Annotated in this window: 23 protein-coding genes and 4 pseudogenes; 13 read left to right on the top strand and 14 right to left on the bottom strand. The window is 36.1% G+C overall.

The window, feature by feature from the left end:
• The 13 genes and pseudogenes from J4T77_RS02805 to J4T77_RS02740 form a co-directional block, all read right to left on the bottom strand.
• Window positions 1–1,192, bottom strand: a pseudogene (locus tag J4T77_RS02805) (phage tail sheath subtilisin-like domain-containing protein).
• Entirely contained in the window at window positions 1,185–1,745 is a 561-nt protein-coding gene (locus J4T77_RS02800) for a hypothetical protein (RefSeq protein WP_155968663.1), read from the bottom strand. The pseudogene J4T77_RS02805 and the gene J4T77_RS02800 overlap by 8 nt, the downstream one beginning before the upstream one ends.
• A gap of 6 nt (window positions 1,746–1,751) precedes the next feature.
• Window positions 1,752–3,182 carry a hypothetical protein gene (locus tag J4T77_RS02795; protein ID WP_190321280.1) on the bottom strand — a complete coding sequence of 477 codons (1,431 nt, stop codon included), beginning with the start codon at window positions 3,180–3,182 and terminating at the stop codon, window positions 1,752–1,754.
• Complete coding sequence (locus J4T77_RS02790) at window positions 3,179–3,373, bottom strand: hypothetical protein (protein WP_010962688.1); 195 nt, start codon at window positions 3,371–3,373, stop codon at window positions 3,179–3,181. Before J4T77_RS02790 ends, J4T77_RS02795 begins: the two co-directional genes overlap by 4 nt.
• A gap of 4 nt (window positions 3,374–3,377) precedes the next feature.
• Window positions 3,378–4,556 (bottom strand): hypothetical protein, encoded by a 1,179-nt coding sequence (locus tag J4T77_RS02785; protein ID WP_070356855.1) that lies wholly within the window; start codon window positions 4,554–4,556, stop codon window positions 3,378–3,380.
• Window positions 4,557–4,565: 9 nt separating this feature from the next.
• Window positions 4,566–6,494: a DUF4815 domain-containing protein gene (locus J4T77_RS02780; protein WP_190321279.1), complete on the bottom strand. Its 1,929-nt coding sequence runs from the start codon at window positions 6,492–6,494 to the stop codon at window positions 4,566–4,568.
• A 16-nt stretch (window positions 6,495–6,510) separates the two neighbouring features.
• The gene (locus tag J4T77_RS02775) at window positions 6,511–7,212 is read right to left on the bottom strand and encodes a hypothetical protein (protein ID WP_233641112.1); all 702 of its coding nucleotides are present in this window, start codon (window positions 7,210–7,212) and stop codon (window positions 6,511–6,513) included.
• A gap of 82 nt (window positions 7,213–7,294) precedes the next feature.
• The gene (locus J4T77_RS02770; protein ID WP_190321277.1) at window positions 7,295–9,343 is read right to left on the bottom strand and encodes an AAA family ATPase; all 2,049 of its coding nucleotides are present in this window, start codon (window positions 9,341–9,343) and stop codon (window positions 7,295–7,297) included.
• Window positions 9,344–9,360: 17 nt separating this feature from the next.
• Window positions 9,361–10,578: an AAA family ATPase gene (locus tag J4T77_RS02765; RefSeq protein WP_233641111.1), complete on the bottom strand. Its 1,218-nt coding sequence runs from the start codon at window positions 10,576–10,578 to the stop codon at window positions 9,361–9,363.
• Between the two features lie 17 nt (window positions 10,579–10,595).
• Entirely contained in the window at window positions 10,596–11,096 is a 501-nt protein-coding gene (locus tag J4T77_RS02760; protein ID WP_190321276.1) for a hypothetical protein, read from the bottom strand.
• A 37-nt stretch (window positions 11,097–11,133) separates the two neighbouring features.
• Window positions 11,134–11,922, bottom strand: a pseudogene (locus tag J4T77_RS07205) (AAA family ATPase).
• A gap of 11 nt (window positions 11,923–11,933) precedes the next feature.
• Window positions 11,934–12,755, bottom strand: a pseudogene (locus tag J4T77_RS02745) (ATP-binding protein).
• 94 nt (window positions 12,756–12,849) lie between these two features.
• A complete protein-coding gene (locus J4T77_RS02740) occupies window positions 12,850–13,344 on the bottom strand; it encodes a sigma-70 family RNA polymerase sigma factor (RefSeq protein WP_190321275.1) in 495 nt (164 codons plus the stop codon).
• Between the two features lie 583 nt (window positions 13,345–13,927).
• On the opposite strand from J4T77_RS02740, the gene J4T77_RS02735 reads away from it, so the two are divergent.
• The 13 genes and pseudogenes from J4T77_RS02735 to secF all read left to right on the top strand — a co-directional run bounded on the left by J4T77_RS02735 (window position 13,928) and on the right by secF (window position 25,292).
• Window positions 13,928–14,377, top strand: coding sequence for a crossover junction endodeoxyribonuclease RuvC (locus J4T77_RS02735; RefSeq protein ID WP_038228276.1), 450 nt, complete (start codon window positions 13,928–13,930; stop codon window positions 14,375–14,377).
• Window positions 14,378–14,490: 113 nt separating this feature from the next.
• A pseudogene (locus J4T77_RS02730) lies at window positions 14,491–15,718 on the top strand (DNA modification methylase).
• A gap of 13 nt (window positions 15,719–15,731) precedes the next feature.
• The gene (locus tag J4T77_RS02725; protein WP_190321290.1) at window positions 15,732–16,211 is read left to right on the top strand and encodes a hypothetical protein; all 480 of its coding nucleotides are present in this window, start codon (window positions 15,732–15,734) and stop codon (window positions 16,209–16,211) included.
• 3 nt (window positions 16,212–16,214) lie between these two features.
• On the top strand, window positions 16,215–17,696 hold the full coding sequence (locus tag J4T77_RS02720) for an ankyrin repeat domain-containing protein (RefSeq protein ID WP_190321274.1): 1,482 nt from the start codon (window positions 16,215–16,217) through the stop codon (window positions 17,694–17,696).
• Window positions 17,693–19,528, top strand: coding sequence for a phage terminase large subunit family protein (locus J4T77_RS02715; protein ID WP_190321273.1), 1,836 nt, complete (start codon window positions 17,693–17,695; stop codon window positions 19,526–19,528). The genes J4T77_RS02720 and J4T77_RS02715 overlap by 4 nt, the downstream gene beginning before the upstream one ends.
• Window positions 19,518–19,742 carry a gpW family head-tail joining protein gene (locus J4T77_RS02710; protein ID WP_077188541.1) on the top strand — a complete coding sequence of 75 codons (225 nt, stop codon included), beginning with the start codon at window positions 19,518–19,520 and terminating at the stop codon, window positions 19,740–19,742. Before J4T77_RS02715 ends, J4T77_RS02710 begins: the two co-directional genes overlap by 11 nt.
• Window positions 19,743–21,146, top strand: coding sequence for a phage portal protein (locus J4T77_RS02705; protein WP_190321272.1), 1,404 nt, complete (start codon window positions 19,743–19,745; stop codon window positions 21,144–21,146).
• 14 nt (window positions 21,147–21,160) lie between these two features.
• A complete protein-coding gene (locus J4T77_RS02700) occupies window positions 21,161–22,078 on the top strand; it encodes a S49 family peptidase (RefSeq protein WP_223823098.1) in 918 nt (305 codons plus the stop codon).
• Between the two features lie 353 nt (window positions 22,079–22,431).
• The gene (locus J4T77_RS07015) at window positions 22,432–22,557 is read left to right on the top strand and encodes a hypothetical protein (protein WP_255717880.1); all 126 of its coding nucleotides are present in this window, start codon (window positions 22,432–22,434) and stop codon (window positions 22,555–22,557) included.
• Window positions 22,520–23,500: a group II intron reverse transcriptase/maturase gene (ltrA, locus tag J4T77_RS02695; RefSeq protein WP_233641110.1), complete on the top strand. Its 981-nt coding sequence runs from the start codon at window positions 22,520–22,522 to the stop codon at window positions 23,498–23,500. Before J4T77_RS07015 ends, ltrA begins: the two co-directional genes overlap by 38 nt.
• A gap of 67 nt (window positions 23,501–23,567) precedes the next feature.
• Window positions 23,568–23,831, top strand: coding sequence for a hypothetical protein (locus tag J4T77_RS02690; RefSeq protein ID WP_233641109.1), 264 nt, complete (start codon window positions 23,568–23,570; stop codon window positions 23,829–23,831).
• Between the two features lie 181 nt (window positions 23,832–24,012).
• A complete protein-coding gene (locus J4T77_RS02685; protein ID WP_070356769.1) occupies window positions 24,013–24,216 on the top strand; it encodes a hypothetical protein in 204 nt (67 codons plus the stop codon).
• 200 nt (window positions 24,217–24,416) lie between these two features.
• Window positions 24,417–25,292 carry a protein translocase subunit SecF gene (secF, locus tag J4T77_RS02680; RefSeq protein ID WP_190321168.1) on the top strand — a complete coding sequence of 292 codons (876 nt, stop codon included), beginning with the start codon at window positions 24,417–24,419 and terminating at the stop codon, window positions 25,290–25,292.
• A 6-nt stretch (window positions 25,293–25,298) separates the two neighbouring features.
• Here secF and J4T77_RS02675 read toward each other — a convergent pair whose 3' ends face one another.
• On the bottom strand, window positions 25,299–25,814 hold the full coding sequence (locus J4T77_RS02675; protein ID WP_006279648.1) for a TIGR02281 family clan AA aspartic protease: 516 nt from the start codon (window positions 25,812–25,814) through the stop codon (window positions 25,299–25,301).
• Window positions 25,815–25,846 lie beyond the last annotated feature (32 nt).

Here is a 25,846-nt window from a genome sequence, read left to right as displayed (position 1 = left end):
CTAACTTATTACACTATTATTTACAAGATGGGATCTGAATATTATTTGCTCAGCTGGATATGGCGGTGTAAACTCAAAATCAAAAGACACTTTTCCGCTTGCAATATTTGCCGGTGTATTGAGTTCGGGAGTTGCATAACATTTTCCACTGATAATTGCTCCTTGCGCTTTTAAACTTGCAAGGTAAGAATTCACCCCCTCAATCACATCATCTATATAAGTTTTGGTGATATTGCGATCAACTGCCCAGAGATGAGCTCGAAGTAAACTATCGTTAATTAAATCTGCAGTGCGCCTTACTGATAGAAAAGCCCATTTTGAGTCATTTGAACATGTTCTATTTCCCCAAAGCCTATAGCTGTTTTGATGAATTATCGTTGTTACTTCATTTTCATTTAAGTGGTTTGCTCTGCAATTTGCATAACCTAAGCTAAAATCAATAGGCCTGCTTGTTCCAACAATACCATTTATCTCTTTATTTGAAGGTGAGTGCCAAAATCCTTGTTCGCTATCTACTTTTGCTATTAAACCAGCTACAAATGGGCTTGCTGGCAAGGTTCCTTCTTTTCCTTCAATAAATACCTTAACCCATGGATCAACAACGTAAACTCTTGAGCTGCCTACACTTTTTCTCCATTTTATTGCTTCTTCATCATTAGTATTTGGTCCGTCTGCAACAATAATTGCTCTTAATTTTTCTGCTATGGAAATTAAAGCACTCACTACTGAATTTACTCCATCTATTTCAGGTAACTGATGAGTAAACTGAGGTGCAATTAATATTCTTGGAGCAACATGAACTATACTTTCACTACTGAGGAATGCCTCTATCCCTTGATATTCTCCAGTCTCTTTATCAACTCCACCGATTATACTTTGAATAGTTTCACTTTCTTTGAGCTTTGGATCGCTGTTTTCACTTTCTTTAACTCGAATAACTACTACTGTTGCACCAATCTGGGAAAATATTCCATTTATTGCAGAAGGTAAACTGCCACTCTTTCCGAGCTTTGCTGCTTCCTTTAAGCTTCCTGCAACTAACACTGGTTTTTATTTAGCGGAAATTTTTGCTCATCTGCTTCAGGTGCAGTACCAATTACACCTATCACTGATGATTTAGCTGTGTACGTACTGTCTTTGCTCCTGAGGTTACCTCAATAACATTTACGCCATGTAAAAATTCTTCAGCCATTTCTTTGTATTTTTTTCCTGAAATCATCTAGCAAAGTCTGTAGCTCATTTTCACTTTTGGCTTCTTCAATCTTTCTTTTGGCTAAATCTTCAAGCTCTTCACATTTAATTATTGCTTTTACTGCTTTTTTCACTTTTTCCTCAATTATTCTTGCCATTTCAATAACCGTAATACCACGGACTTTTGCTAAAGGTTCTATAATTTCTTTATCCTTTTCATCTATAGATTCTGGTGCTGCTAGAATGCTTTTTGCGGCTTCCGCTTGAATCTCATAAGATTTAGCTTTTTGGTGAGAATGACCTGCATATTGGTGAGTATGATTATCATAATAGAAACGCATACTATCAAATGCACAAAGCTTCGCATTATCCAGTAACTCCTTTTGTATATCTTCTTTAGTACGCTGAGCAATTTTTCCTCCTTCTGTTAAACAATAGCTTTTTTGCCAATCAAAATCTTCTGGTGCTTCATACCAATCATTTTCAGTTGGCTTGCTTTCAAGTGTTGTTGTTTCTACTTGTTTATCATTTTCAAATCTAATGTAGATAGACATTGTTTGTTACCTCCAAATCTCATACGTGTTAGATAATCCTGGACATTGCCAACCCCTGAGCGTCCTTTCCACATCTACCTCAAGCTCTGTGGTGAGAAAATTGCTACGTATGTTATAAATTCCCCACTGAATAAATTGACCATAGTTGTGTACATAATTTGATGCAAGCATACCTTGACTAACTTGTGTTCTGGAATACAGATAAGATGATGTGTAAAGTAATATTGCAACTGTTTTTCCTGCTGGAATCTCCACATTACCAGATCCGGCTAACTTGCTACCAGAACTCGTGTATTGGTAAACATTTTTCCATACTATTTTTGAAATACTTGATTTATTAGAATTAGTGTTATCAGGAGTTCCCACAAATAATCCTGCTCCCCCATACTCCGTACTCGAATACGATGATCCAACAAATTCCATTGTCTTATTTATGTTCACATTGGTTGTATTTTTTACAAATACTACTCCAAGTGCAGCATACGGGTAATAGTATATCTCATCATAACTACCCGAAAAACTTTTTGTGCATAACTCTCCGTAAATAAATGTTCCTTTACTTCCCTCTATAAAACTTAGTTGTCTTGGCCGATAAAAACTAACGTAATCTGTATTGTACGTATGGCTACCTGCTAGTAGTTGTAACATATAGTCAGTTTTTGTTATATCACTACTCCACTTTCCAAGCTCTGTCGTAAAAGTTCCGTGGCCAAAATAATTATTTTTTCTGCCAAGTACACCAAATAAGAAAGGTAATGACCCTGGTTCAACCATGTTGCGCTTTCTTATTTCATTTATAAGAGACGCTTTTAACTGTTCATCCCGAGTTTTTACCTCATTCAGGATGTTTTCAATTCGAGTTTCTATTTCCCTAATAATTGATGAGCCACTTGGCACATCATTAACAGTACGGAAGTTATTCACTAAACCTTTAAGACCATCTTTATGACTGTTACTAATGCTACTTATTGCTGCAATATTGGCATTCTTTCTCGTATCAAGTAGCGATAAATTTGTTGTTCCTTTTTCATCAATTCTCTTTAATAACTGCTTCTCTGATTCAGAGATCACTGCTAAAGAACTAGCTTTTTTATTATCCAGATCAGTTAAGTGTTTTTTTGCACTATCAAGAAGTTCTTTTAGCTTACCATCTGTCATCTGTACAATTTCAGAAACTGCACTTTTGTCGATTATTGATTCCAATGCTTTAGCAAGATATGCTAATTGATCTGGTGTACTGTTTTCTGCTAAATCCTTAAGCCTCTTTTGTAGTGCATCAATTATTTCTTTTACTTTAGTCATTTGCGCAATATCAGAAATAGCTTTTTTATCTGCTATCAATTCCAGCGATTTTGCAAGATATGCCAGTTGATCAGGTGTGCTACTTACTGCTAAATCCTTTATCCTTTGATGTAACGCTTCTATTGCTTCTTTCATTCCCAAAAATTCAAAAAAGTTTCAAATCTAAATCGTTCAAAATTACTTTTAAGTTGATTATGTTTATTTTCTCTATTACTCATATCCTCATCTACTTTTTCTATAGCTCTGCGAATACGTACTACATCTTCCACTGCAATATTCTCTGGGTGTGGCAAAGGATATCCGCGCCTCGTTTCATCATTTGGCATTTTCTTACGTTATAACAACCCGCAAGTTTTTTACCTTTGGCCGATAAATAACCGTTCCACTTAAAACCAATTTTACCCTTGTTTCATTGCTATTAAAGTTTGTTAGTACATGAGTTCTCTCCACCCAATTTTCCCCAATAGGTTTTCCTGATGTTAAATTTACTAATTGCCATCCTTTGACGCTTTGTTCCACATATGCTTTAACATCTGCAGTGCCAGGTATTAGCGCATCATAGGTAATTGTTATCTTAGTGTTAGCACCTGCTGTAATGCTCCTTGTAACATAATCTCCGGACTCTGAAAGATTACCTAGAACTAGCTGTAACCCAGGATAGAGAACAGGACTTTTTTCTTTTGCACCTTTTAAATTTGCCTTTACTGTTAACTCTCCAGATAGTCTTTCACGCAGCGCGAGCGGCAAATTATCAGACAAAAAGTTTTCTTTCCCTTCTTCATCTGTTAAGATAAATTCTACATTGGTATCAAATGCTACTTTTTCAACATTTGTTAAAACTATTAAATCTGATACGTTGTTTGCAGTGACTTTACCAAGATCAATAACATGAGAATTTTCACTAAATTTTGCAGCTAGTAGTCGAAACGTTAAATCTAAATTTTGATGCGGAGTCCAGGTGCTTGCATTACTTGATGATAGTAATACTCCTACTTGATATGGCTGACTCGTTACCCAGCGGCTATTTACTACATCATATTTGCCAAGCTCTGCTATTTTTACTGCTGTATCTGCATCATCGGTTAGCAAAACTATTGCATATTCTCTGCTAGATTCACACCAGACAGGAGACCAAGTTATACGTGTTGCTGTGCCATCTATCTTTATATCTTTTGGCTCAATATAGCTTTCAGCAATGACAGTCTGCGAGGGCATTCCCACTGCTGTTTCTCTAATCTGAACAACAACACGTTTTTTGCCTTTATTTACAAACCATAGCTCCACGCCTCCTATGTGTCTGCTCTCATTTAGCGTAAATGTTTGGGCTAAAGGATCAACTCGTCTTGCTGCGATCACTCTTCTTCTTTCTTCTATGGTAATAGTTTTTTTACCAGTATAAGTTGCCTCTCCATAGCTTCCTTTATCCCCATAAAACTGTACTAATTTAGTACCTGCTGGAATGTTTGCTGGGATTTTTATCTTTCCACTTATTCGTCCTTGATTTTCCACTTTTTTCCTCTATGGTATGGGTTGAATGCTTAGGCCATCAAATTTTACTTCCTTAAGCTTTTCACCAGTTGCAAAACCTTCAATCTCAAAATTTTGAGTTGCTTCTCGCATAAATTCAGTTTCGTATGAGGTACTTGACAGCAGCTCTGTTGTTTCTTTAACATTAAACACTCTGGTTACTGGACTTTTCCAATTCGTAGTAACCTCCGTCCAGTGATCTATATTTTTGTTCATGGTAACTTTTGCCGGGACTGGGTCAAAAGCTTGATATGGATTGATCTTTTCTCCTTTGGTCTGTAAAAGCTGCTCCAGTACCGGTTCAAGTTCATATGGCAACAAATAAGTTTTTTCTCCTCCATCAATATCAGCAATCGTTACATCTATTGGTAAAATTAGTTCCTTATTTACTATTGCTGCAGACTGCAAAATTCCTTGATCGCGCATATCATCATCAAAGAATGAATCAACAAATACTCCTTTTTTGGTGGTAGGTTCTCTTGAATTTGCATCATTGCGTAGACGTTCCTCTGCAACCAGCGCATAAAGATCATTTATTCCTTTTTTCATTGCTTCAAGCTCATTCATCGGTACAGCATGAATAGCATTATTCACTATTTTTACCCCTTCGCCTTTTTTCCACGTCTGATGAATGTAGCAGAGCAAAAGTTGTCCACTAGGCGCTCTAGGCATTGATGGTCGCCAAGGGTGAGAAATTCCTTTTATTCTTCTTACCACTCCTTTGCTATCGATAGTAATTAAATCATAGCGGGGCATTTTCCAGGTGTAATCAATCAGAACCAAGCTGTTATCAACTGCTCCTTTTACTTTGCATCCCTGTTCACTTATATCTTCAGGGCTTACATGAGTACGACAGCGGTAGGTTATTTGATAACTACTTCCAGGAGCTGGTTCTTTACCTGGTAATGACCAATCAACGTTTCCTGCGTTTAATTTGTAATCTATACTATTTTCATAAATAACATTGCCTTGTTTAACTTGAATAATCTCAAGTACTGCAGAGTCAGGTATCGGATCAATAGCTCCAGAGTATGAACCATGAGTAACAGTAATGGTTTTCTGAACAGTTATATCTACTTTTTTAATTTCACTTATTGGAAAATCATTAACCTTCAGTTCCATTACTCTTTGGCTATTTGGCTGAAAAGTATGTGGTTCTGATTCAACTGATTTTATATCCGGATCTTCATCAAAAGAAACACGAATACTGTGAGGAAGTTCAATCTCATAGCCATCAACATGAGCTTTGCCCTCATTAATCACAAATATTTTTTTTCCTCCTTCTCCCTCTTCCTTTTGCAGGAACATTACTTCAAGACCATTTACGACGTAGGAACCATTTGCTTCTTTGTCATAACGAGCAAGAGCAGTAGTTACTATGTTTGCTTGTGGAGGTGGTGAATGTTCTATTAATACTCCATTTTCAATGTTATAGATTGGATAAAACTCTCCTTCAGAAAAACGTGGAGAAAGACCTTCTGCTTGATAACCCCAAATGGTGGAAACTTTAAGCCTTGCAGCTCCTACTTCCTGATAATTTCTTGTACCAATAGCAGGATCACGAAGGTTTTCATCCTCAAGTTCTGTAATCGTAGATTCTACATAATAAACACCTATGCGAACTGTGGTACTCAGTGGAATAACAAATTCTTCTTTTTCAACCTTTCTAACTGCACCGCGCAGATAGATTTTTCCTCCCTCAAGTGTAACTTTACCAGTTTCTCTATCTATAATACAATTGCTTCCTGTTATAACATCACCATCACGAAATATTGCATCGCCTATGCCTTTAATCTTAGAGAGAGCATACTCCTGAGTCTCGTTTAGTTCTGCAGACTGTAGACCTCTTCCTGCTAGAAACAAGCTTTTTTCGTATTCTTTGTCAGGATTAAAGCGGTTATAATAGGCGTTTAAAGTCATTTAATGCTAGAAAAATTCAAAAAGTTACAACAAATGAAAAAGTTTCCCGAGTTGCAGCAGTTCTGATAAGTGGTACGGTATGTTCCAAAATCAATAAAATCCCATGTTCTTCTATATCTTGAGGTTCAAAATATCTCTGTCCTTCAGGTAATTCTTCTTTTATTTTAGTACCAACCATAACCCCTAGCTCTCTGATTACTTGATTTGCTGCATCCGTGAAATCGAAAGTAAATTTGAGATAGAGATTATTAGTTGGTACATTTGAGGGCCTAAACCTTCCAGATGGAGTTATAAGTTCACCGTTTTCATCACCTGTGCAGAATAGCACTTCGTCTGCAGTACATCTGCCAAGTTCATTGAGCAGTTTTTCAGAAGTTATCAGCTCTGGTGGTGTGCTTTCACTATACTCTACAGTAACTTTATCACTTACTGGAATAGAGCTATTTTCCGTAAGTTTTATTACACCAGTACTGCCATTAACTGTATAGTCAATACTTGGCTGATAAGTTGTTTGCCCTGTAAAAACCTTCACATCTTTAATAGGTTGACGATCAAAAATAGGTTGATGATCAAATTTTATTTCACCCTTAACGAAAGTTTTTTCTACTTTGTGGCTACTTTCCCAACTTGAATCACCTGTTCCCCAAGCAAGATAGATAGATTGCTTTTTGATGCTGGCTGCTATTGCTGCTCTTCCTGACTGTGTGAGTATTGACATTTTCCCCCTATATTATATATGTACGGTGAGTTCAAAATTCGTCCGCAAAAATCAAAATATTTTTTTATATCAGAAAAATTTTTTAGGAGAATAGCTCAGCTCTACAGCTAAACTTTCCAACGCCGCGAGCAAATGGTCCGCTAGGAATGTCAAGCCATTTATCTTCTTTTGAACCAGTAGCCATTCCCTTAACCAGCTTCCGTGTTTGTAACAGCTCTTGAACTATACGCTCCATTCTATCTCTTCCTATACTGTGAAACTCCTCAGGTAGTCTATGCCGCTGTTTATACACTCCTGTACTTCCTGTATGGGTAAATGGATGTCCAGAAATTGCTGCTCGTGTAATTGCAGTTATAAGATGCTGCTTTGAATCTTTTTCGTTCATATTTTTTATTCTTAATCTTTCAGTTATGTCCTCTAACAATCCTGTTTCTTCATTTCTTAAATAAGTGCGTAAAGTGCGATCAGCCAAACCGTTTGCTTTAACAATTGCTCCATAAAATAATGCGTTCTGTCTTACAGATTCTCCTATTGATTTAAAAATTGTCGGTTTAGCTGCATCTTCCACAGACCAAAAAGCGTATGAACACCTAACACCATTAACAAGAGCAGATGTACCTCTAATGGCATCACGTGCTTGCTCAACAGTCGATATAGGTTTTTCACTTTTTGGCTTTCTCATATGATGAGCAGTAATTATTGATGCTCCAGTGCTACCTGCTAAATCAGATAATAAAGACATCAAATAATCGCCTACGGCTGGGTCAGTATTTAAATCAGCGTGCACAAATGATGCAAGTGGATCAAATACGATTAATTTTAAGTTTTTTATTTTATTAAGTTGTTTTGTTATCAATTCAAATTCAGGAGAAGTCTCTATAACTTTACCTGAAACACTCTTTATGATTGTAAGTGATCCACTAACATTTGGTAATGGTACAATAAAGAGCCTATCCTTATATTTTAATCTCTCGCATTGTGAGTCAAGACGCTCTAAACGACGATGTATTTCACTCATATCATCTTCTGCAGAGAATATTACAACAGATCCATGTTCAGTAACTAAAGGACCAAAACCACATGGCTGATCTTTTCTACTCGCAACTTTCAGTGCTAAATCAAGCAGAAGCATACCTTTACCAGTATCTCCCATTGCAGCTAGAATAGATGTCACTCCTAAAGGAAATAACCCTTCAACAAGAAACTTTTGCTCCGGTACTGGACCTATAAAACGTTCTACGCTCCATTCTTGAATATTAAGCAATTGCTTAACGATGATTTTTTTCGAGTTATTTTCAATGAATTCAGGAATATTCATCTTTTCTTCTATACCATCAGCTGAATCCCATCCCTTTGGTTTATTCTCCGGTATTTCAAGAAGAGTAAGTGATAAAACACTAAGAAAAGTAAGCTTTTTCACAACTTTCTCAGCATATTGTTTACCTGGTTCATCATTGTCTGGCCAAATAATAACATGCTTGCCCTTAAGTGGTGACCAGTCTGTTTTTTCTATTGGTGCATTTGCTCCTAACATTGCAGTTGTGGCAGTCATACCTTGCTCTATCAGAGCATCTGCACACTTTTCACCTTCAACTAAAATCACCTTATCAGATTTCACGATACCTGGAATATTATATAAAGGCCTGGTCTCTGGTAGAGTAAAACTAGACCTTTTTACATCAAAAGGAAGATATCTTTTTCCTGAATCAGTGTTATAACGATAAACTGTAACAATCACTTGATCACTTTCATCGTAATAGTTCCATGATGCCGTTGGTTGCCCCAGAGTGTTATTTTTTTCCGAATAACCAATCCACTTAGCAATATCTTCTATCGTATCAGTAAATTGATTTTTTCCAGTAACAGCAGCCCAAAGATCAAAAATATCTCCTCCTTCTTCGGTAGAAAAATCATGCCATAATCCGGCTTTACTGCCAGTTAACTCCACTATCATACTTTGTCCTTTATTGCCTTGTAGATCACCTACATAGAACTTATCACCACGAAAAGTTCCTCTTGGCAGTAAATAAGAAAGACATGACCTTATATTTGATAGGAGTTGAGTTCTTAATTGTTCTTTCTTCCCTAATAATTTATAATGTCCATTTCTTTGTGAACAATAAATATCCATACCTACCTGAAGAATTTTTATGTTCTAGCTATAACGTTAGCAGTTTTCCAACATCCATTAATCTTATTGATGAATTTTGTTGGTATAGATCTACCGTTTCTAAGTTCATATACTACTTGTAAGATATTTGTACGTTTATTGGGTTGAAATATTACTATTCCAGATGTATAAAAACTTCTTAAAGCGTTAGCACCAACGAGAGCTTGAAATGGATTCTTTTCCAATGTAGAGGTAGATACTTTTTTGGTGTGATTTATGATGATTATTCCAGCCATAGGATTAATCTTGGAACGCAGTTTTTCTATTGCATGCTGCAGACCATAGTTAACGGAATTATAAGGAGAATCAATCACAACTAAATCAAACTTTTCCTCTACCATATTTTTTATTTTTTCTATACCTTCTTCATTTAAGGTCAAATTCATCTTGTTCGTCACAACTAAGTTTTCTGTTGCTAAATGAGGAAGTTTGTTGAGTTGTTGTATACGTTCTCTAATGTAATCATATTCCATTTCGTTTTGTAGATAGAATATTTTTAGTGGTCTTGTAGGCTTCATGCCAAGAAATGATCTTCCTGCTGCCAGATGTACTAATAGAGAAAGAAGAAAATGACTTTTGCCAATCTTTGGAGTACCACCTATGACCAAAAGACCACCTGGTGTCAAAATTCTTGGGCCTATTATATCTTTTGGCATTGGTGATTTATCGTTTAAGTAATGGTTTACAGAAAATGCTTTTTCTTCGTTTTGTTTTTCTTGTAATATGGAACTTCTTTCATCTTTACCGTTCAACCATGTTTCAGCAGAATCTATATTACCTTTAACTAAAGTCCAAAGGTCTATTATATTTCCTTTCTTTTCTTCGATCAGGTTGTAACAATTTCCTGCATTTTCTCCTTCCATTTCAACTATTATCTTATTTCCATTTCTACTGCCAATATAGAATTTATCTTGGTAAGATTTGCCTTCAGGTAACAAATAAGATAAACAATCTTTGATGTTATTAATTAATAATGATTTTATTTTCAAAGCATTTTTAGATGAAAAATCCATAAAATTCTCCTTGTTTATTCCAAATTTGTTCAACATATTTTTTAGACGTTTAAAGTCAAGATTAGCCAGCTCACAAACAGTTTCAAAAGATCGTGAGCGAATCCATTGACAAGCCTCTTTTTTAAGTTTAGGGTTTTTTCCTGCTGCATCCTGAATAGCTCTAGTAATAACAGCAGCCCACAACTTTCCTTCGTCATACTTCAAAATGGCAACCAATCATCTTGAAAACTTTTTTGTAATTCTGGAGTAATAACTGTAGTAATCCTATTTCTATCTCCGTATGTATTATTAGTTTCAATGCCTACTTTTGCTGTAAACTCTAAATCGTTGAAATCAGCTATAGAGTTTATTCTTCTAGCAGTCACTGCTTTCTCTGAAGTGTCATTTGCATGAATATTTCTGGATGATTCCAAAATACTACGCAGCATAGAACGTCCAGATTCTCCCCAGATGTCTTCTTCACCTTCTGCTTTGCCATTTTTGATACCTATAATCTGAAAAATCTTGCGTTTTGCATATGAGCCTTCAGTGACGGTAAATTCTACATTTAAATAGATACTGCCAGTAGTGTAGTTTTTAGTGAACCAATTTTCATAACCTCCAGGCTTTATTGCCATTTTTACCTTGACTATTGTACCTTTCGGTATTAAATTGTTCTGCAGTTTTGCATTATTAAAATCAGTTAAAAAATCTTGTAGCATACGCTCTCCTATAAGTTGACTTTAAAGTGAAAGTTAGCTATTCCATTAGCTGCCAATGACCATTTATCTTATCGACAAGTTTGTTTGGCACGCGTTCACCATTGCGAAGCTCAAATACTATCTGGCGTGCACTGCTTTCTTCATCATGAGCAAACATCACCATACCAGTACTGTAAAATCCACGTAAAGATCCAGCACCACTTAGGCCTTGAAATGGATCTTCTTCGAGCATCTTTTTCGATAATTTTTTTGTATGATGAGTGAGTACAATACAAGCATCTGGATTGACAGCACTGCGTAGCTTCTCAAGAGTCTTTTGCAGAAAGAACAGCATAGCACTATTATCATTTTCATTCCCATATTCACTGCTAAAGATGCTACGTAATGGATCTATGGCCAAAACATCAGGTTTAAAGCGTTCATTTACAATCTCCTTAATTTCACTTATTTCATCATGATTAAATGATAAGTGCACTTTTGGCGTAATGATTAAGTTGTTAGCAGCTACATTCAAAAGTTCATTATCAAGTTATTGCAAACGTTCTTTCATATATTCATATTCAATTTCAGTTTGCATGTAGAAAATTTTTAAAGGTCTATTTGAAGCCATACCAAGAAAAGAAACACCTGCAGCCATATGAACGAGCCATGAAATCAAAAAGTCGCTTTTGCCGATTTTAGGTGGGCCACCCAGTACCAATAAGCCTCTTTTTGTTAAAATTCTTGGTGAGATTATATCCTCTGGTGTTGGCGATCGATCGTCCAAGTATTCTTTCACACTGAAAAAAGGAATTTTTTGACCAATAGTTAAAAAGTTTTGTAGCATATAATAACCTCCTATATGTTGGGCGTGACAGGTTGAATTGCAAAAGCTTTAGTTTTAATTTTTTTAAGAAGTTTTCCTAGATGCGGTTCTTCAACCATATTAAGGCAACCACTTCGATCTTTAGCAGGATATTCCCAAGAATTAATCGTCTGACAGACAAATGAACGAACCTCTGTACCATCATCTTTCTTGATTCCAACCATACTAATTACTTCGTCAACTATCCCAGGAATTTCACTTGCAGTTTTAGCTCCTTCACATTGAGGTAGCCAAGTCGAGCGATTGAAATCATCGAGGTATTGTCCAAGAGTTCCAACTGTAATGATGTCTTTATTTGGAATATGTTAAAACTGATTGAGCCAAGCCATCATCTCTTGAGCAAGTAACCCGTAAGCAGCTCTCATATCTTGTTTTCCTGATCTTTCAGAAAAAGCTTCAGGTTGCATTTTTGCCCATAATAGACATAAACGAGAGGCTACTGTAATACTATCGATAAAAACACATCGATACTTGAGAAACTCTGAAGAAAGCTCTTTGTATTTACTGGATACATGCTCATAGTGTCTTTGGCTATACGCTGAGTCAGATTTTAACGCAGGATTAGGACCACCTATGAGACATGCAATATCTCTTGCCTCATTCCAAGTACGAATACTTACAGAATCCCCTTGCCAATCTTGAACGGCAAGTAAACCTGCCTCAAAATCAAGACAAAGTGTTGGTTCATTTATGGTCTTTAAGAGACTAGTTTTACCTATACCATAAGGACCAAAGATGACCATTTTTATACCTGTTTGAACTTTTAGCCGTTCATTGCTGTTCATTATTTTCATTTTTCTCCCAGTACCTAAATATATATGTACGATGACCTAGGCAATTCGTCCGCAATTTGCAAAAAAAAATTTTTGAGCAAATATAATCGAGAGCTTATAACTTCTCTAAAACTGAGAATTTATTGCGTATTCGTTCTAGTGTGCGATAGATAGTTGTCTTTGGTATTTTGGTTATTACAGAAACTTCAGTAATAGTAAATACCTTAAGTAATTGACATAAATTACTATCTTTTTCAGACAAAGTTGAAATTATATTATTTATATCAGTGCGAATTATCGCTTCGATTTCCGAGTTCCTATGATCTGGAATATCGTCGTTTATATCATCAAAAGTTATATTACGTTTTAGACATAACTGATTGCGTAACATATTGCGAGCACAATAATTAGCTAATCTAGCAACGAAAGTACTAAAACTACTTCTTTTCTCATCGTGCCGGTTAAGATATTGCCAAACCTGACAAAAAAGCTCTTGTTCTATATCTTCGAGACTTTCGTTAATAAAACAGCTTTTGGATTTAAGGCGCGAAGCTTGAAATCTCACATGTTTAACAATTGTAGAATCGATTCCTTGATAAGAATTCTTCATAAAAACTCCAAAAGTTTCATGAATAGAGATTTTTACCAAGACTTTGTATGACTAATTTATTATAAAAAAGTAGTAATAATTTTTTTATCTAAAAGAATAAAATCTTTAAAAATTAAAATAAGATTTAAACGTTTTGATACACTACTGAAGCTACTTTTTCATAGGTAAAAAACTACCAATTTCGTACCTAATTTCTGAATTACTAATTAGTATTTCAGAAAGCAGTAATCGTTAAGTTATTGATAATATTGTCTTTTTTATGTTCTATTCCTAAAAGCCGTTTCTAAAGTTAAGTGGCTAAAATCGGCCAGTGAAGAGGATTTACGGATTACTGAAGTCTTATATATATTATATATATATTTAAATACAGGTAAAATATAATATATGATAATATAATAATATAAATATTGGCGTAATATAAGTTATGTAAAATAATTATTAAGATAAGTAAAAACTCAAATGGCAGGATATGAAATTTTTTTTAATTTTTTTTTCAAAATTGCGGACGAATTTGCGAGTCATCGTACATATATATTATACAGGGCATTGAACTTTAATTACACAAAGGAGTTTTTGTACGTCAATCTTAACGCTAGATCTCGGCAAGCAAACAGGCTGGGCAATTCTAACAGATGGAATAATTGAAAGTGGGAGCAAAAGCTTTCATGGTAGTCGTTTCAGCGGAGGTGGAATGTGTTTCTTAAACTTTTGCAATTGGCTCAATTCTTTGAAAGACATTTCTGCAGTGTACTTTGAGGAGGTGAGAAGACATTTAGGAACTGATGCAGCCCATTGCTACGGTGGGTTTCTTGCAGTGCTGTCTGCTTGGTGTGAAGAGAACAATATTCCCTACCAAGGTGTTAATGTTAAAACTATAAAACGCTTTATAGCAGGCAAAGGCAATGCAAGTAAGAGTGAAGTTATTGAAGCGATACGTGAAAAAAGTTTTTCACCTAGAGATGATAATGAGGCCGATGCTTTGGCATTAATGTTCTATATTAGTAAAGATATTAATAAGACGAAAAATCCATAAAAAGTGGGTCCTTTCAGCCAGAATGGCGGATTTGGTGGGTTCAACCCCAGGCCTTCTTTAGCGTCAGAGATATTTTGAATATTAACTTTTTAATTATTAAGGATTTAAGTTATATGAATTTAGCAATCCACTACTATCCTGTTGAAAACCTCGTCGAATATAAGCGTAATCCTCGTAAAAATGATGATGTAGTAAATAGAATGTGCGCTTCAATCAGGGAATTTGGCTTTCGTATACCAATAGTTGCAAAAAGCGATGGAACTGTGGTTGATGGTCATTTAAGACTTAAAGCAGCAAGAAAACTTGGTATGGAGAGTATTCCAGTGGTCTTAAGTGATAATTTAAATGAACCACAAACTAAAGCTTTTCGGTTACTGGCAAATCAATCAGCTAACTGGGCAAAGTGGGACGATGAGCTTTTGAAAGTGGAAATTCAAGAGTTAGAAGATTTGCAGTTTGATCTTAAAATGACTGGATTTGAATTGGAAAAAGTTCAACGTTTTCTCGATGATTTTGATGGAAAAGAAGAAGTAGAAAGAGGAGTTTTGGAGTTAATTGATAAAAAGGTAGAAATAGCAAAACCAGGGGATTTATGGATTTTAGGTGATCATAGAATCTATTGCGGTGATAGCTGCGTAGTTGAATCATTTAAAGCAGTATTAGATGATAAAATGGCAGATATTACTGTTTGTGATCCTCCATATAACGTTGATTATGGTAGTAGCCGGGAGAGAGAAGATAAAAAAATATTGAATGATAATCAAGGTGAAAAGTATGAGCTTTTTCTCTACGACATCTGTTCCAATATTTTAGCATATACGAAAGGAGCAATTTACATCTGCATATCATCATCAGAGTTTTCAACGCTGCAAAAAGCATTTGAGGAAGCAGGAGGAAAATGGTCAACATTTATCATTTGGGCAAAGAATCATTTTACGCTAGGCAGGTCTGATTATCAAAGACAATACGAAGCAATGCTCTATGGATGGAAAAGCGGCAATTAAACGTGAGTGGCATGGAGGTAGAAATCAAAGTGATCTATGGTTTTATGATAAGCCAATACATAACTCACTGCACCCAACAATGAAGCCAGTAGAGCTAATGGAGAAAGCAATAGTTAATAGCAGCAGACCTGGGGATACTGTACTTGATCCATTTAGCGGTTCTGGCAGCACACTGATTGCATGTGAGAGAACAGGAAGAATTTGCAGAACAATAGAGCTAGATTCAAAATTTGTAGATGTAACGATAAAACGTTGGCAAGTATACACAGGTAGGGAAGCAATTCTTTCTGGTACTGGCAAAACTTTTGCACAAATTCAAGAAGAAAAACAGCAATAAAGGGGCAAAAGAAGTGGAAAAGATCACACAAACGGAATGGGCAAGAGAGATAGGAGTTTCAAAGCAATATGTCTGTTATTTAGTAAAAAAAGGAATAATTGAGTTGGAGAATGGTTTGGTAAATAGAGAACAAGCAAATGAAGCAGTAGCGGCAATAAGAGATCCAAGTCAGCCACTTAGGAGGAAAAATCCAGAAAACGAAAATACAAGTAACCTTTCCACGATGTTGCTAAAAACTCGAATAAAAAATGAAATGGAACGAGGTAAACTTCTTGAGGCGAAAGCTAAGGCTGAGATTGGTGAACTTGTAGCAGTAGAGGAAGTAAAGCGCGATGCATTTAATGTAGCAAGAGTTATACGTAATAATTTGCTTAATATTCCAAATAGAGTTTCAGCACTGCTTGCATCACTGAGTGACACTGAAAAGATTCATATGGCGCTAACCGAAGAGATTACAAACTCATTACAAGAATTATCTAATATTAAGTTTTAAATAATGTCTGCTAACTTAAGTTTAGAATTAATAAAGTGTCTTATTAATCAACCAGGAGTGGATGTAAATGTTAGAGGATTAAATGGGAAAACCCCACTACATTATGCAGTAGAAATTAACGAGCTTAGTATGGTTGCTCTCTTACTAAATAGGAAAAATATTAATCTACTGATCACTGATGATAATGGTAAAAGTGCGCTGGATTGTGCAAGAGAAGAGATATTACAAGCACTAATCAATCACAAATATGGATTGGAGAAAGATAGCTTACTTCACTTAGCTGCGATGTTGAATGAAGCAAATGCTGTAAGGTTTTTACTCGACAAAGGGACTAATGTTAATGAGCAGAATGCTTTACTACATACACCGTTACACTTAGCGGCAGGAGCTGGGCATGAACAAATAGTAGAAATTTTAATTAGAGAAGGAAATGCGGACAAAGATGTTCTTGATGCGAGAAATCATGCAGCAATTCATTATGCAGTAAACAACAAGAAGCTAGGAGTAGTAAAATTACTTTCAAATCTTGGTGCGAATGTTAATGTAGTTGGCAGCGGCAGAAATGCAATGAAATTGTCTTCTTTGCACGTAGCTATAAGTAGTAGTAATTACGACGAAAGGGACTTATGTTTAGATATTGTAAGATGCTTAATAAATGTTCCTAATGCTGGGGTTAACTTACAAGATTATGAAAATAAAACGCCACTACATTATGCTGAAAGGCTGAAAACAATAGAAGTTTTACTAACGCGAGAAGATATAGATCCTTTAATTAAGGATGATAATGGCAAGACACCATTTTGTTATGCAAAAGAAGCAAATAGATTAGATATAGTAAAGATTTTAGCAAGTAATAGATACAGAGCTGATAAAAACAGTTTGCTTCATTTAGCTGCCAGAAAAGGATATGAAGACCTAATAGACGGTATTCTTGGTGAAGGAGTTGAAATAGATGCTGTAGATGAGAGTGGAAAAACGGGAATTTATGTTGCTGTAAAGCATGGTCACTTTAACGTAGTAAAGTTGTTGCTAAAGAGAGGAGCAGATGCCACGGATGTTTTTCAGTATGCAATAATAACGAACAACGCAAAATTAATAAAATTACTGAGCAAAGAGAAGGAAATAGTGTTATTTGGAAGACAGAAGAACTTTCCAACATTTCATTTATTGAGCAATAAATATTTTGAAGAAAGGAAAATAGCAGACAAAAAAATAAAGAAATATATCAATATCGTCTGTGTTTCTATAACAGTATGTGCAATAGTGATAGTGGGAATTTACCCTAACATTATAGCTGCGGTAATGGTGGGAATAGTTGCGCTCATAGCTGCAATAGCAATGAGTAATTTAACTCAGAAGTACATAGAAGAAGCACTTGAAAAGAAAATGTTTATTGAATTCGAAAGTGAGAAAACAAGTGAGTGCAGTTCTATTTTAAGTGATGTTGAGGTATCATCTAATGATGGTGAAGAGCTAGCGATATGATATATGCTACATCTTTTTCTGAAGGTTTAAAGTCAGATCCACTACTTAAAGTGTCAGAGTGGGCGAATGAGTATCGAGTTTTAGCGCCAACTGCAGCATCAGAGCCAGGTAAATGGAGAACAGAAAGAACTCCTTATTTAAAAGAAATCATGGATTCACTTTCTCCGTCCTCACCAGCAGAAAAAGTAGTATTCATGAAAGGAGCGCAGATTGGAGGAACAGAAGCTGGTAACAATTGGATAGGCTATATTATAGATCAGACTCCTGGTCCAATGTTAGTTGTGCAGCCAACAGTTGAAATGGGAAAGCGTTGGTCAAAAGGAAGATTTGCGCCGTTAATAGAGAGTACGCCATGTTTAAAGAGTAAAGTAAAAGACCCAAGGTCAAGAGACTCAGGCAATACTGTACAAAGTAAGGAATTTCCAGGTGGAATAGTAGTAATAACCGGAGCAAATAGCAGTGTAGCACTGAGATCTATGCCAGTAAAATATCTCTTTCTTGATGAAATAGACGCCTATCCAGGAGATTCAGGTGGTGAAGGAGATCCAGTGCTGCTCAGTATTGCTCGAACTAATACATTTGCACGGCGAAAGATTTTTTTAGTATCAACACCAACGATTCATGGAATAAGCAGAATTGAGAAAGAATTTGAAGCAACAGATAAGCAGTACTTTTTTGTACCATGTCCGTATTGTAATTACTATCAAGTTCTAAAATGGTCACAAATTAAATGGGAAAACAACGACTCAAGAACAGCACATTATGTCTGCACTGAATGTAGCGGCAAAATAGAAAATCATCAAAAGACAGAGATGCTTGAGCGTGGAGAATGGAGACCTACTAATAGAGTAAAAGGTGAGAAAAAAGGATTTCATCTTTCAAGTCTTTATAGTCCAGTTGGCTGGTATAGTTGGCAACAAGCAGTAGAGGATTTTCTGCATGCAAAGGAAAGTGAACAATTACTGAAAGTTTGGATCAACACAACGCTTGGAGAAACCTGGGTAGATAAAGGAGAAGTACCAGACTGGAAGCAATTATTTAACAGGAGAGAATTTTTTCAGATTGGCACAGTACCAAAAGGCGAAGTAGTTTTGACAGCAGGAGTAGATGTTCAAAAAGACCGCTTAGAAGTAGAAGTTGTAGCATGGGGAAAAAGCCGTGAAAATTGGTCAATAGACTACCAAGTATTTGAAGGAGATACAGGAAGTGGAGAAGTATGGAAAAAGCTTTCGGAGCTCCTCAATCATCATTTTATCGGTAAAAATGGTCTTGAATATATGATAAGTATGATGGCAGTTGATGCCGGGTATGCAACGCAGGAAGTGTATAATTGGGTAAGAGGTCATCAAGGCTCTGGAAGAGTAATGGCAGTCAAAGGTGTAAATAAAGCACTAGTACCACTTAGCAGCCCAAGTAGAGTAGATATAACAGTTGGTGGTCAAAAGCTAAAAAGAGGAATAAAGCTCTGGCCAGTAGGAGTATCAATATTAAAGTCAGAGCTTTTTCAATTACTTAATATTTTAAAAGATGGTGAAGAAACACCGCCAGGATATTGTCATTTTCCCGAGTATGCACCTGAATATTTTAAGCAGCTAACGGCAGAGCAATTAGTCAGCAAAGTAGTAAAAGGTTATACCAAACAAGAGTGGCAAAAGGTAAGAGAAAGAAATGAAGTACTAGATTGCCGAATTTACGCAAGAGCAGCATCGATAGCACTGGGAATAGATAGATGGCCAGAGAGTAAATGGAATAGTTTGAGTGGAAAAATGGAAAGCAAAAAGCCCAAAAAATTAAGACAGAGTAAATGGCTTAGTAGTCAAAATGTACAGTGAAGAATATTTAACTCAAGTTGAGAAAGCAATTCAAAAACTGCAAAGCGGAGAACGAGTGGTATCAATTGCATATGGTGACCATGTTGTGCGGTACGGGGAAGTTCAAATAAAGGATTTATTGAATTTAAGACAACGAATTAAGGCTGAGTTAAAAGTTGCAGGCATGAGGCCAAAGAGGAAAATTGTTTTTTCAACGAGTAAAGGAATTTTATAAATGCTGCTAAAAACCTTCAAGCAATTATTTAACAAACCAAAGATAAAAAGCTCAGCATGGGATGCAGCAGGCTCAGGAAGAAGATTTTTTCACTTTCAACCAGAGTTAGGAAGTATAAACAATTTGCTGTCTCAAAGCCTTGAAACTTTACGTAGTAGATCACGTGATATGGTGAGAAAAAACCCATATGCAGCAAATATCATTGATACAATAGTAAGTAACTCTATTGGAACAGGAATAAAACCGCAATCAAAAGCAAGGGATGGAGAATTTCGAAAGAAGGTGCAAGAATTATGGCTGAAATGGACAGATGAAGCAGACAGTAGCGGAGTGAGTGATTTTTATGGATTACAAGCTCTAGTATGCAGAAGTATGATAGAGGGAGGAGAATGTTTTGTACGTTTAAGAACGAGAAAGCTGGAAGATAGATTTTCTGTACCATTACAACTGCAAGTACTTGAGTCTGAACATTTAGATAATAAAACAAATCAAACTTTAGGAAATGGTAATGTAATAAGAAACGGGATTGAGTTTAACAGGCTTGGGCAAAGAGAAGCATACTACCTATTTAAAGAACACCCTGGTGAAAGTACGTTTGGAGAATCAGTGAGAGTACCGGCAAATGATGTTTTACATATCTACAAACCTTTAAGATCTGGGCAAATTAGAGGAGAGCCATGGCTTTCTAATATACTGCTAAAGCTTTATGAGCTTGATCAATACGATGATGCAGAATTAGTGAGAAAAAAGACAGCAGCGATGTTTGCAGGGTTTATTACGAGACTTGATCCAGAAGCAAATATTTTAGGAGAAGGTGAAAGTAATGAGCAAGGAGTAGCACTATCTGGACTGGAACCTGGAACAATGCAGCTTTTAGACCCAGGAGAAGACATAAAATTTTCAGAGCCGTCTGATGTTGGGGGAAGTTATGAAGCATTTATGAGACAGCAACTGAGGGCAATAGCGATTGGTACAGGGATAACATATGAACAGCTAACAGGAGATTTAACAGGAGTTAATTATTCATCAATCAGAGCAGGATTAATAGAGTTTCGTCGTAGATGCGCTATGCTGCAACATAACATTATAGTATTCCAATTTTGCAGACCAGTATGGAGTAGATGGCTAGAACTTGCCACTTTATCTGGAGAGCTTTCTACAACAGATAATCAAATATTTAAAGATGTAAAATGGATACCACAGGGATTTGATTGGGTAGATCCACTGAAAGACCAGCAAGCACAGCAAATGGCAGTAAGAAATGGATTTAAGAGTAGGTCAGAAGTAGTGTCAGAAATGGGTTACGATGTAGAAGAAATTGATCAAGAAATAGCAGAAGATCAAAAGCGTGCTGATTCTCTCAACCTTTTCTTTGATTCTGATGTCAGGACACAAAAAAAATAAATCTCGTTTACTTTATGGAAATTTTACAAACCAATTGGCTATGTAGGCCGATGATGATAGAGCAAAAAAGCTTTGACTTGTTGTCACTATATAAAGGAAAACAACCTATCTTTAAAAATATAAAACATGCAGTAAATCAGAATATAGAAAAAACAGCAGTAATAGCAATACATGGAATTTTGACCAAAAAACCAGGAGCTTTTGACGATTTTCTGGGAATGACATCATATGAGAAAATTCAAGAAGAAATAGAAGAAGCATTATCAAACAAAGATATAGAAACTATTCTGCTTGATATAGATAGTCCAGGAGGAGAGGTAAACGGTGTATTTGACTTAGCTGATTTTATCTATAGTGCAAGAGGAAAAAAGAGGATAATAGCGATAGCAAATGACGATGCGTATTCTGCTGCGTATGCAATTGCTTCGAGTAGCGAAAAGGTATTTGTGAGCAGAACTTCTGGTGTTGGTAGTATAGGAGTAATAGCAAGTCATATAGATCAAAGTAGGTTTGATGAAAAGCAAGGTATTAAGTACACCACAATCTTTGCTGGTAGTCGAAAGAATGATTTAAATCCGCATGAGCCAATGACGTCTGAAAGTCTGGAAAGCTTACAAAAAGAAGTAGACCGACTATATGAAATGTTTGTGCAGCTAATAGCAAGGAACAGAGGTCTTTCAATTGAAAAGATTCGATCAACAGAGGCAGGGCTATATTTTGGAGAAAATGCAACAGAAGTAGGGCTTGCCGATGGAATTATGATATATTCTGAATTTATCAATCAATATAGGAGTTACAGTATGAATTTAAACACAACAGATAAACAAGAACAGCCAATTCAAGACTCAAGTGAATTAATTGAAAAAGGAGGGTTATTATGTGTGCGCCAAGAAGTGCGTAAGGAACAGTTGGTGAAAATCCAACACGGGTAAAGCTTAGCCGGCAACCTGGAACAAACCATTATGCTGCGTAAGGTAACGAGCGTAGTAAAGCTAATGGAATGGACAACATAGGGTGCAACGAAAGTGAAGGTATTGAGTCCCGTAATTCACGCGTCATGGGGGCTGACACTTTACATTTGGTGGAAGGCAACATGGGTAATAACGCTAAGGCAAGATATTACTCACCTCATCGGGATCGAAGGCCGCGTCATGTGTTGAGATGGACCTTACGTGAACTTGGGAGATCCTTTGTATTCCTGTAAGGGTACTCTGGAACAAGTCAATAAAGGCGAGGACTGGAGGAAGATGCAAAGGAAGTCGGACTAATTGATAGTACTCGGAGTGTGGGAAAGCCACATACAAGGGAAGCGGTTAGCAATATAGTGACTGGTATAGGGATTGCTATACCAATACAACAGAGATTAGAGGAGTATGCAAGGAAAACTAAACCAGATAGCAGTAAGGGCTAAGCAAGATAAGCGAGTAAAATTTACATCATTAGTTCATTTGATTAATGAAGAGAATCTTGCAGAGTGTTATAAGGAACTAAAACGCAACAAGGCTTGTAGTATAGATCGTGTGACAGTGGAAGCTTATGGAGAAAATCTAGAAGAGAAACTTAAAACACTAGTGGATAGTATGAAGAGAAAACAATATCAACCGCTACCAGTGAAAAGGGTATACATACCCAAAGCCGGGAGCAAAGAGAAGCGCGGTCTCGGAATACCATCAACGGAAGATAAGTTGGTACAGGTAATGCTAAAGAAGATATTAGAAAATATTTATGAAGCAAACTTTATGGACAGCTCGTATGGATTTCGACCAGGAAGAAATTGTCATCAGGCGATAAACGCTCTAGATAAAGCAGTTATGCACAAACCAATTAACTATATTGTAGAAGTGGATATCAAGAAGTTCTTTGATAATGTTCAACATAAATGGCTAATGAATTGTCTAAGGGAACGAATAGCTGACCCAAATTTATTGTGGTTAATAAAACGATTTCTAAAGGCAGGAATAGTCGAAGTTGGATGTTATAAAGCAACCGATCAAGGCACACCACAAGGTGGTATAGTAAGCCCTGTATTAGCTAATATATACTTACACTATGTGCTGGACTTATGGTTTGAAAAGAAATTTAAGCCAAAAGCCAGAGGATATTTACAGCTAATAAGGTTTTGCGACGATTTTGTAGTTGGCTGCGAGAGGGAAGAAGACGCAAAAGAATTTCTAGAATTACTGAAACAAAGACTAAGTAAATTTGGGTTGGAAATAGCTGAAAATAAAACAAAAATAGTAAAGTTTGGTAAGAAAGAATGGTATCAAGCAGAAAGAGAGAAACGTAGGACGGCTAGCTTCAACTTTCTAGGATTTACACATTATTGTGGAAAAGTCGTAATGGTAAACTTATGATGAAGCAGAAAACTTCAAAAAAATAAGCCTAGCCAGAAAGATTAAAGAAATCAAAGAATGGTTGAAGATGGTACGAAGTCGTATCTGTTTCAAAGATTGGTGGCAGAAACTTAAAGCCAAACTAACAGGACACTATAGCTACTTCGGAGTTAGCGGAAATTATCGGTGTTTGATTCAATTCTATCGACCGGTAACAAAGTTAGCATTTAAGTGGATAAACCGACGTAGTCAAAAGAAAAGTATGGATTGGGAACAATTTATACACTATTTAAAAGTAAATCCATTACCAAAACCAAAGGTATATGTTTTATACACAGGAGCACTAGTGTGAACGCTGTATTGTGGAGCCGTGTGCGGGAAATCCGCAAGCACGGTTCTTTTGGGGAGACTATGGTTATGAGACCAAATCGCTGGTTTCAAGGTCATGAGTCTCTACCAGACCTTTTACTACTGAGGTAGGAGAGATAAGTATTTATCTAAGTCCTAGTGAGAAAGGCAGCAATAAAATAAAAGTGGAGATTGATGGGGAAAACAGAGCAAGGCTTAATGAGTTAAAAAATAGGGGAAAAAGTTTAGGGGAAAACTGTCTTTTAGGAGGAAAAAGTGTTGAGGAAGCTATAGAGCATGAAAGTTTTGAAAGATATGGCAGTGTACCTAACACTGCTATGAAGGAACCTAGCTTAGGTTGCGTTGCTAACATAGCAAGGGGGGGATAAGCTTGCAGAGATAAAATGATGGGCCAAATTGGCAGTATTTCGCTTTTGTAATGTACTTCAAAATGGTAGTATGCAAGCTAGATAGAACTTAATTGACAGACAAGAATTAACTGATGGAAAAATTGACATAATCAAACAATCACAGAATAAACTAGTGAATTTTTTGAAAAGTATATAAAATTCAAGTTTAAGTAAATAGCATGGCACTTAGACTCATTCCAGACAACCTCGATATCAAGTTTAGTAAATATAGGGATTTGACTGCATTAATTAGCATTATTCTTATCATCTTTTCAATATTCACTGTTGTGCTGCGTGGAGTGAACTTAGGCATAGACTTTGCAGGCGGAATTTTGATAGAGATAAAATCTTCAGATGAGAATCACTCTATTCTCGATGCATTAAAAGAAAATGGTTTTACAGTGCAGAGTTCAAAAGCGGGTGATAATTTAGTCATGCGTTTTAAAGATGAAGGAGATGAAGATAAAATCAAAAAGATAAAAAGCATACTAGAAGAAAAGCTGGGGAGCTCAATAAGCTGTCGTAAAATAGACTATGTTGGCCCACAAATAAGCTCAACACATATATTTGAAGGAATGTTATCCATGTTGATCGCGATTGTTGGAATATTTTTTTACGTTTGGTTTAGATTTAATTGGCAATGTGGATTCAGTGGAATAACAGCACTGATTCATGACGTGATTTTAACTGTTGGTTTTATTAGCTTAACTGGCATTGAGTTTAATATTTCATCAGTTGCAGCTCTCCTTACTGTCATTGGTTATTCAATCAATAACTCAGTAATTATATATGATCGGATTCGAGAGTATCGCAGGAGTGGTAAAAGTGGGCGGATGAGTGAGGTAGTAGATGCAAGTATCAACGCTACATTATTTCGCACTATATTAACTTCTGGTACAACCCTTCTTGCTGCTCTTCCTTTGGTATTAATCTGCACAGATGCAGTGAGAGACTTCAGCTTGATCATTTTTTTTGGTATTTTGATTGGCACTTGTTCTGCAATATTTATTTCTGCTCCTATATTGACCTACAGAGCTTTGATAAGTAGATTGTAGAAGTGTTTAGTCGCGGTATAATATCAACTTATTATCTCTTATAGTGAAATGAAAATACCTTAAAAAGCTCATTCCAAGTAGTGAATGAGACATAGAATGAGTGTTAACGCTTGCCTGTACATCATTAATCAAAAAATTTCCTATTTTAACTTGAGGTATTTGAACCACTCCAGCTTTTATTTGACCTTTCGCAGTTTCATATATTTTAAAATCCTGAACATTTTGTAAGTTAATACCAACATGTAATGCGTCTTTTTGTGATAGAACAATATCGGTTGCTCCAGTATCAAGCAAAAACGTTATATTGCGATCATTGACTTGAGCCTGAATATAAAAGTGTCCATCATATGACTTCGTAAATTCAATACTTCCACTATTCTGACCGCTATTTTGAATTCTTCCTTTATATGGTAAAAAAGTACTGAGAAATCTGTCGCTTAGTTTGTCCCTTTGTGAATCAATAAGCATTGCAGTAGTGGCTATTATTAGCAACCAAATAACTAGATTTTTCACCGCGTTCATATTGTTAAAATTTGAAGCTATTAAAATAAATT

This window comes from Wolbachia endosymbiont of Drosophila innubila (genome assembly GCF_021378375.1).
Classification (GTDB): Bacteria; Pseudomonadota; Alphaproteobacteria; order Rickettsiales; family Anaplasmataceae; genus Wolbachia; species Wolbachia pipientis.
This window is presented reverse-complemented; position numbering and strand designations above follow the sequence as displayed.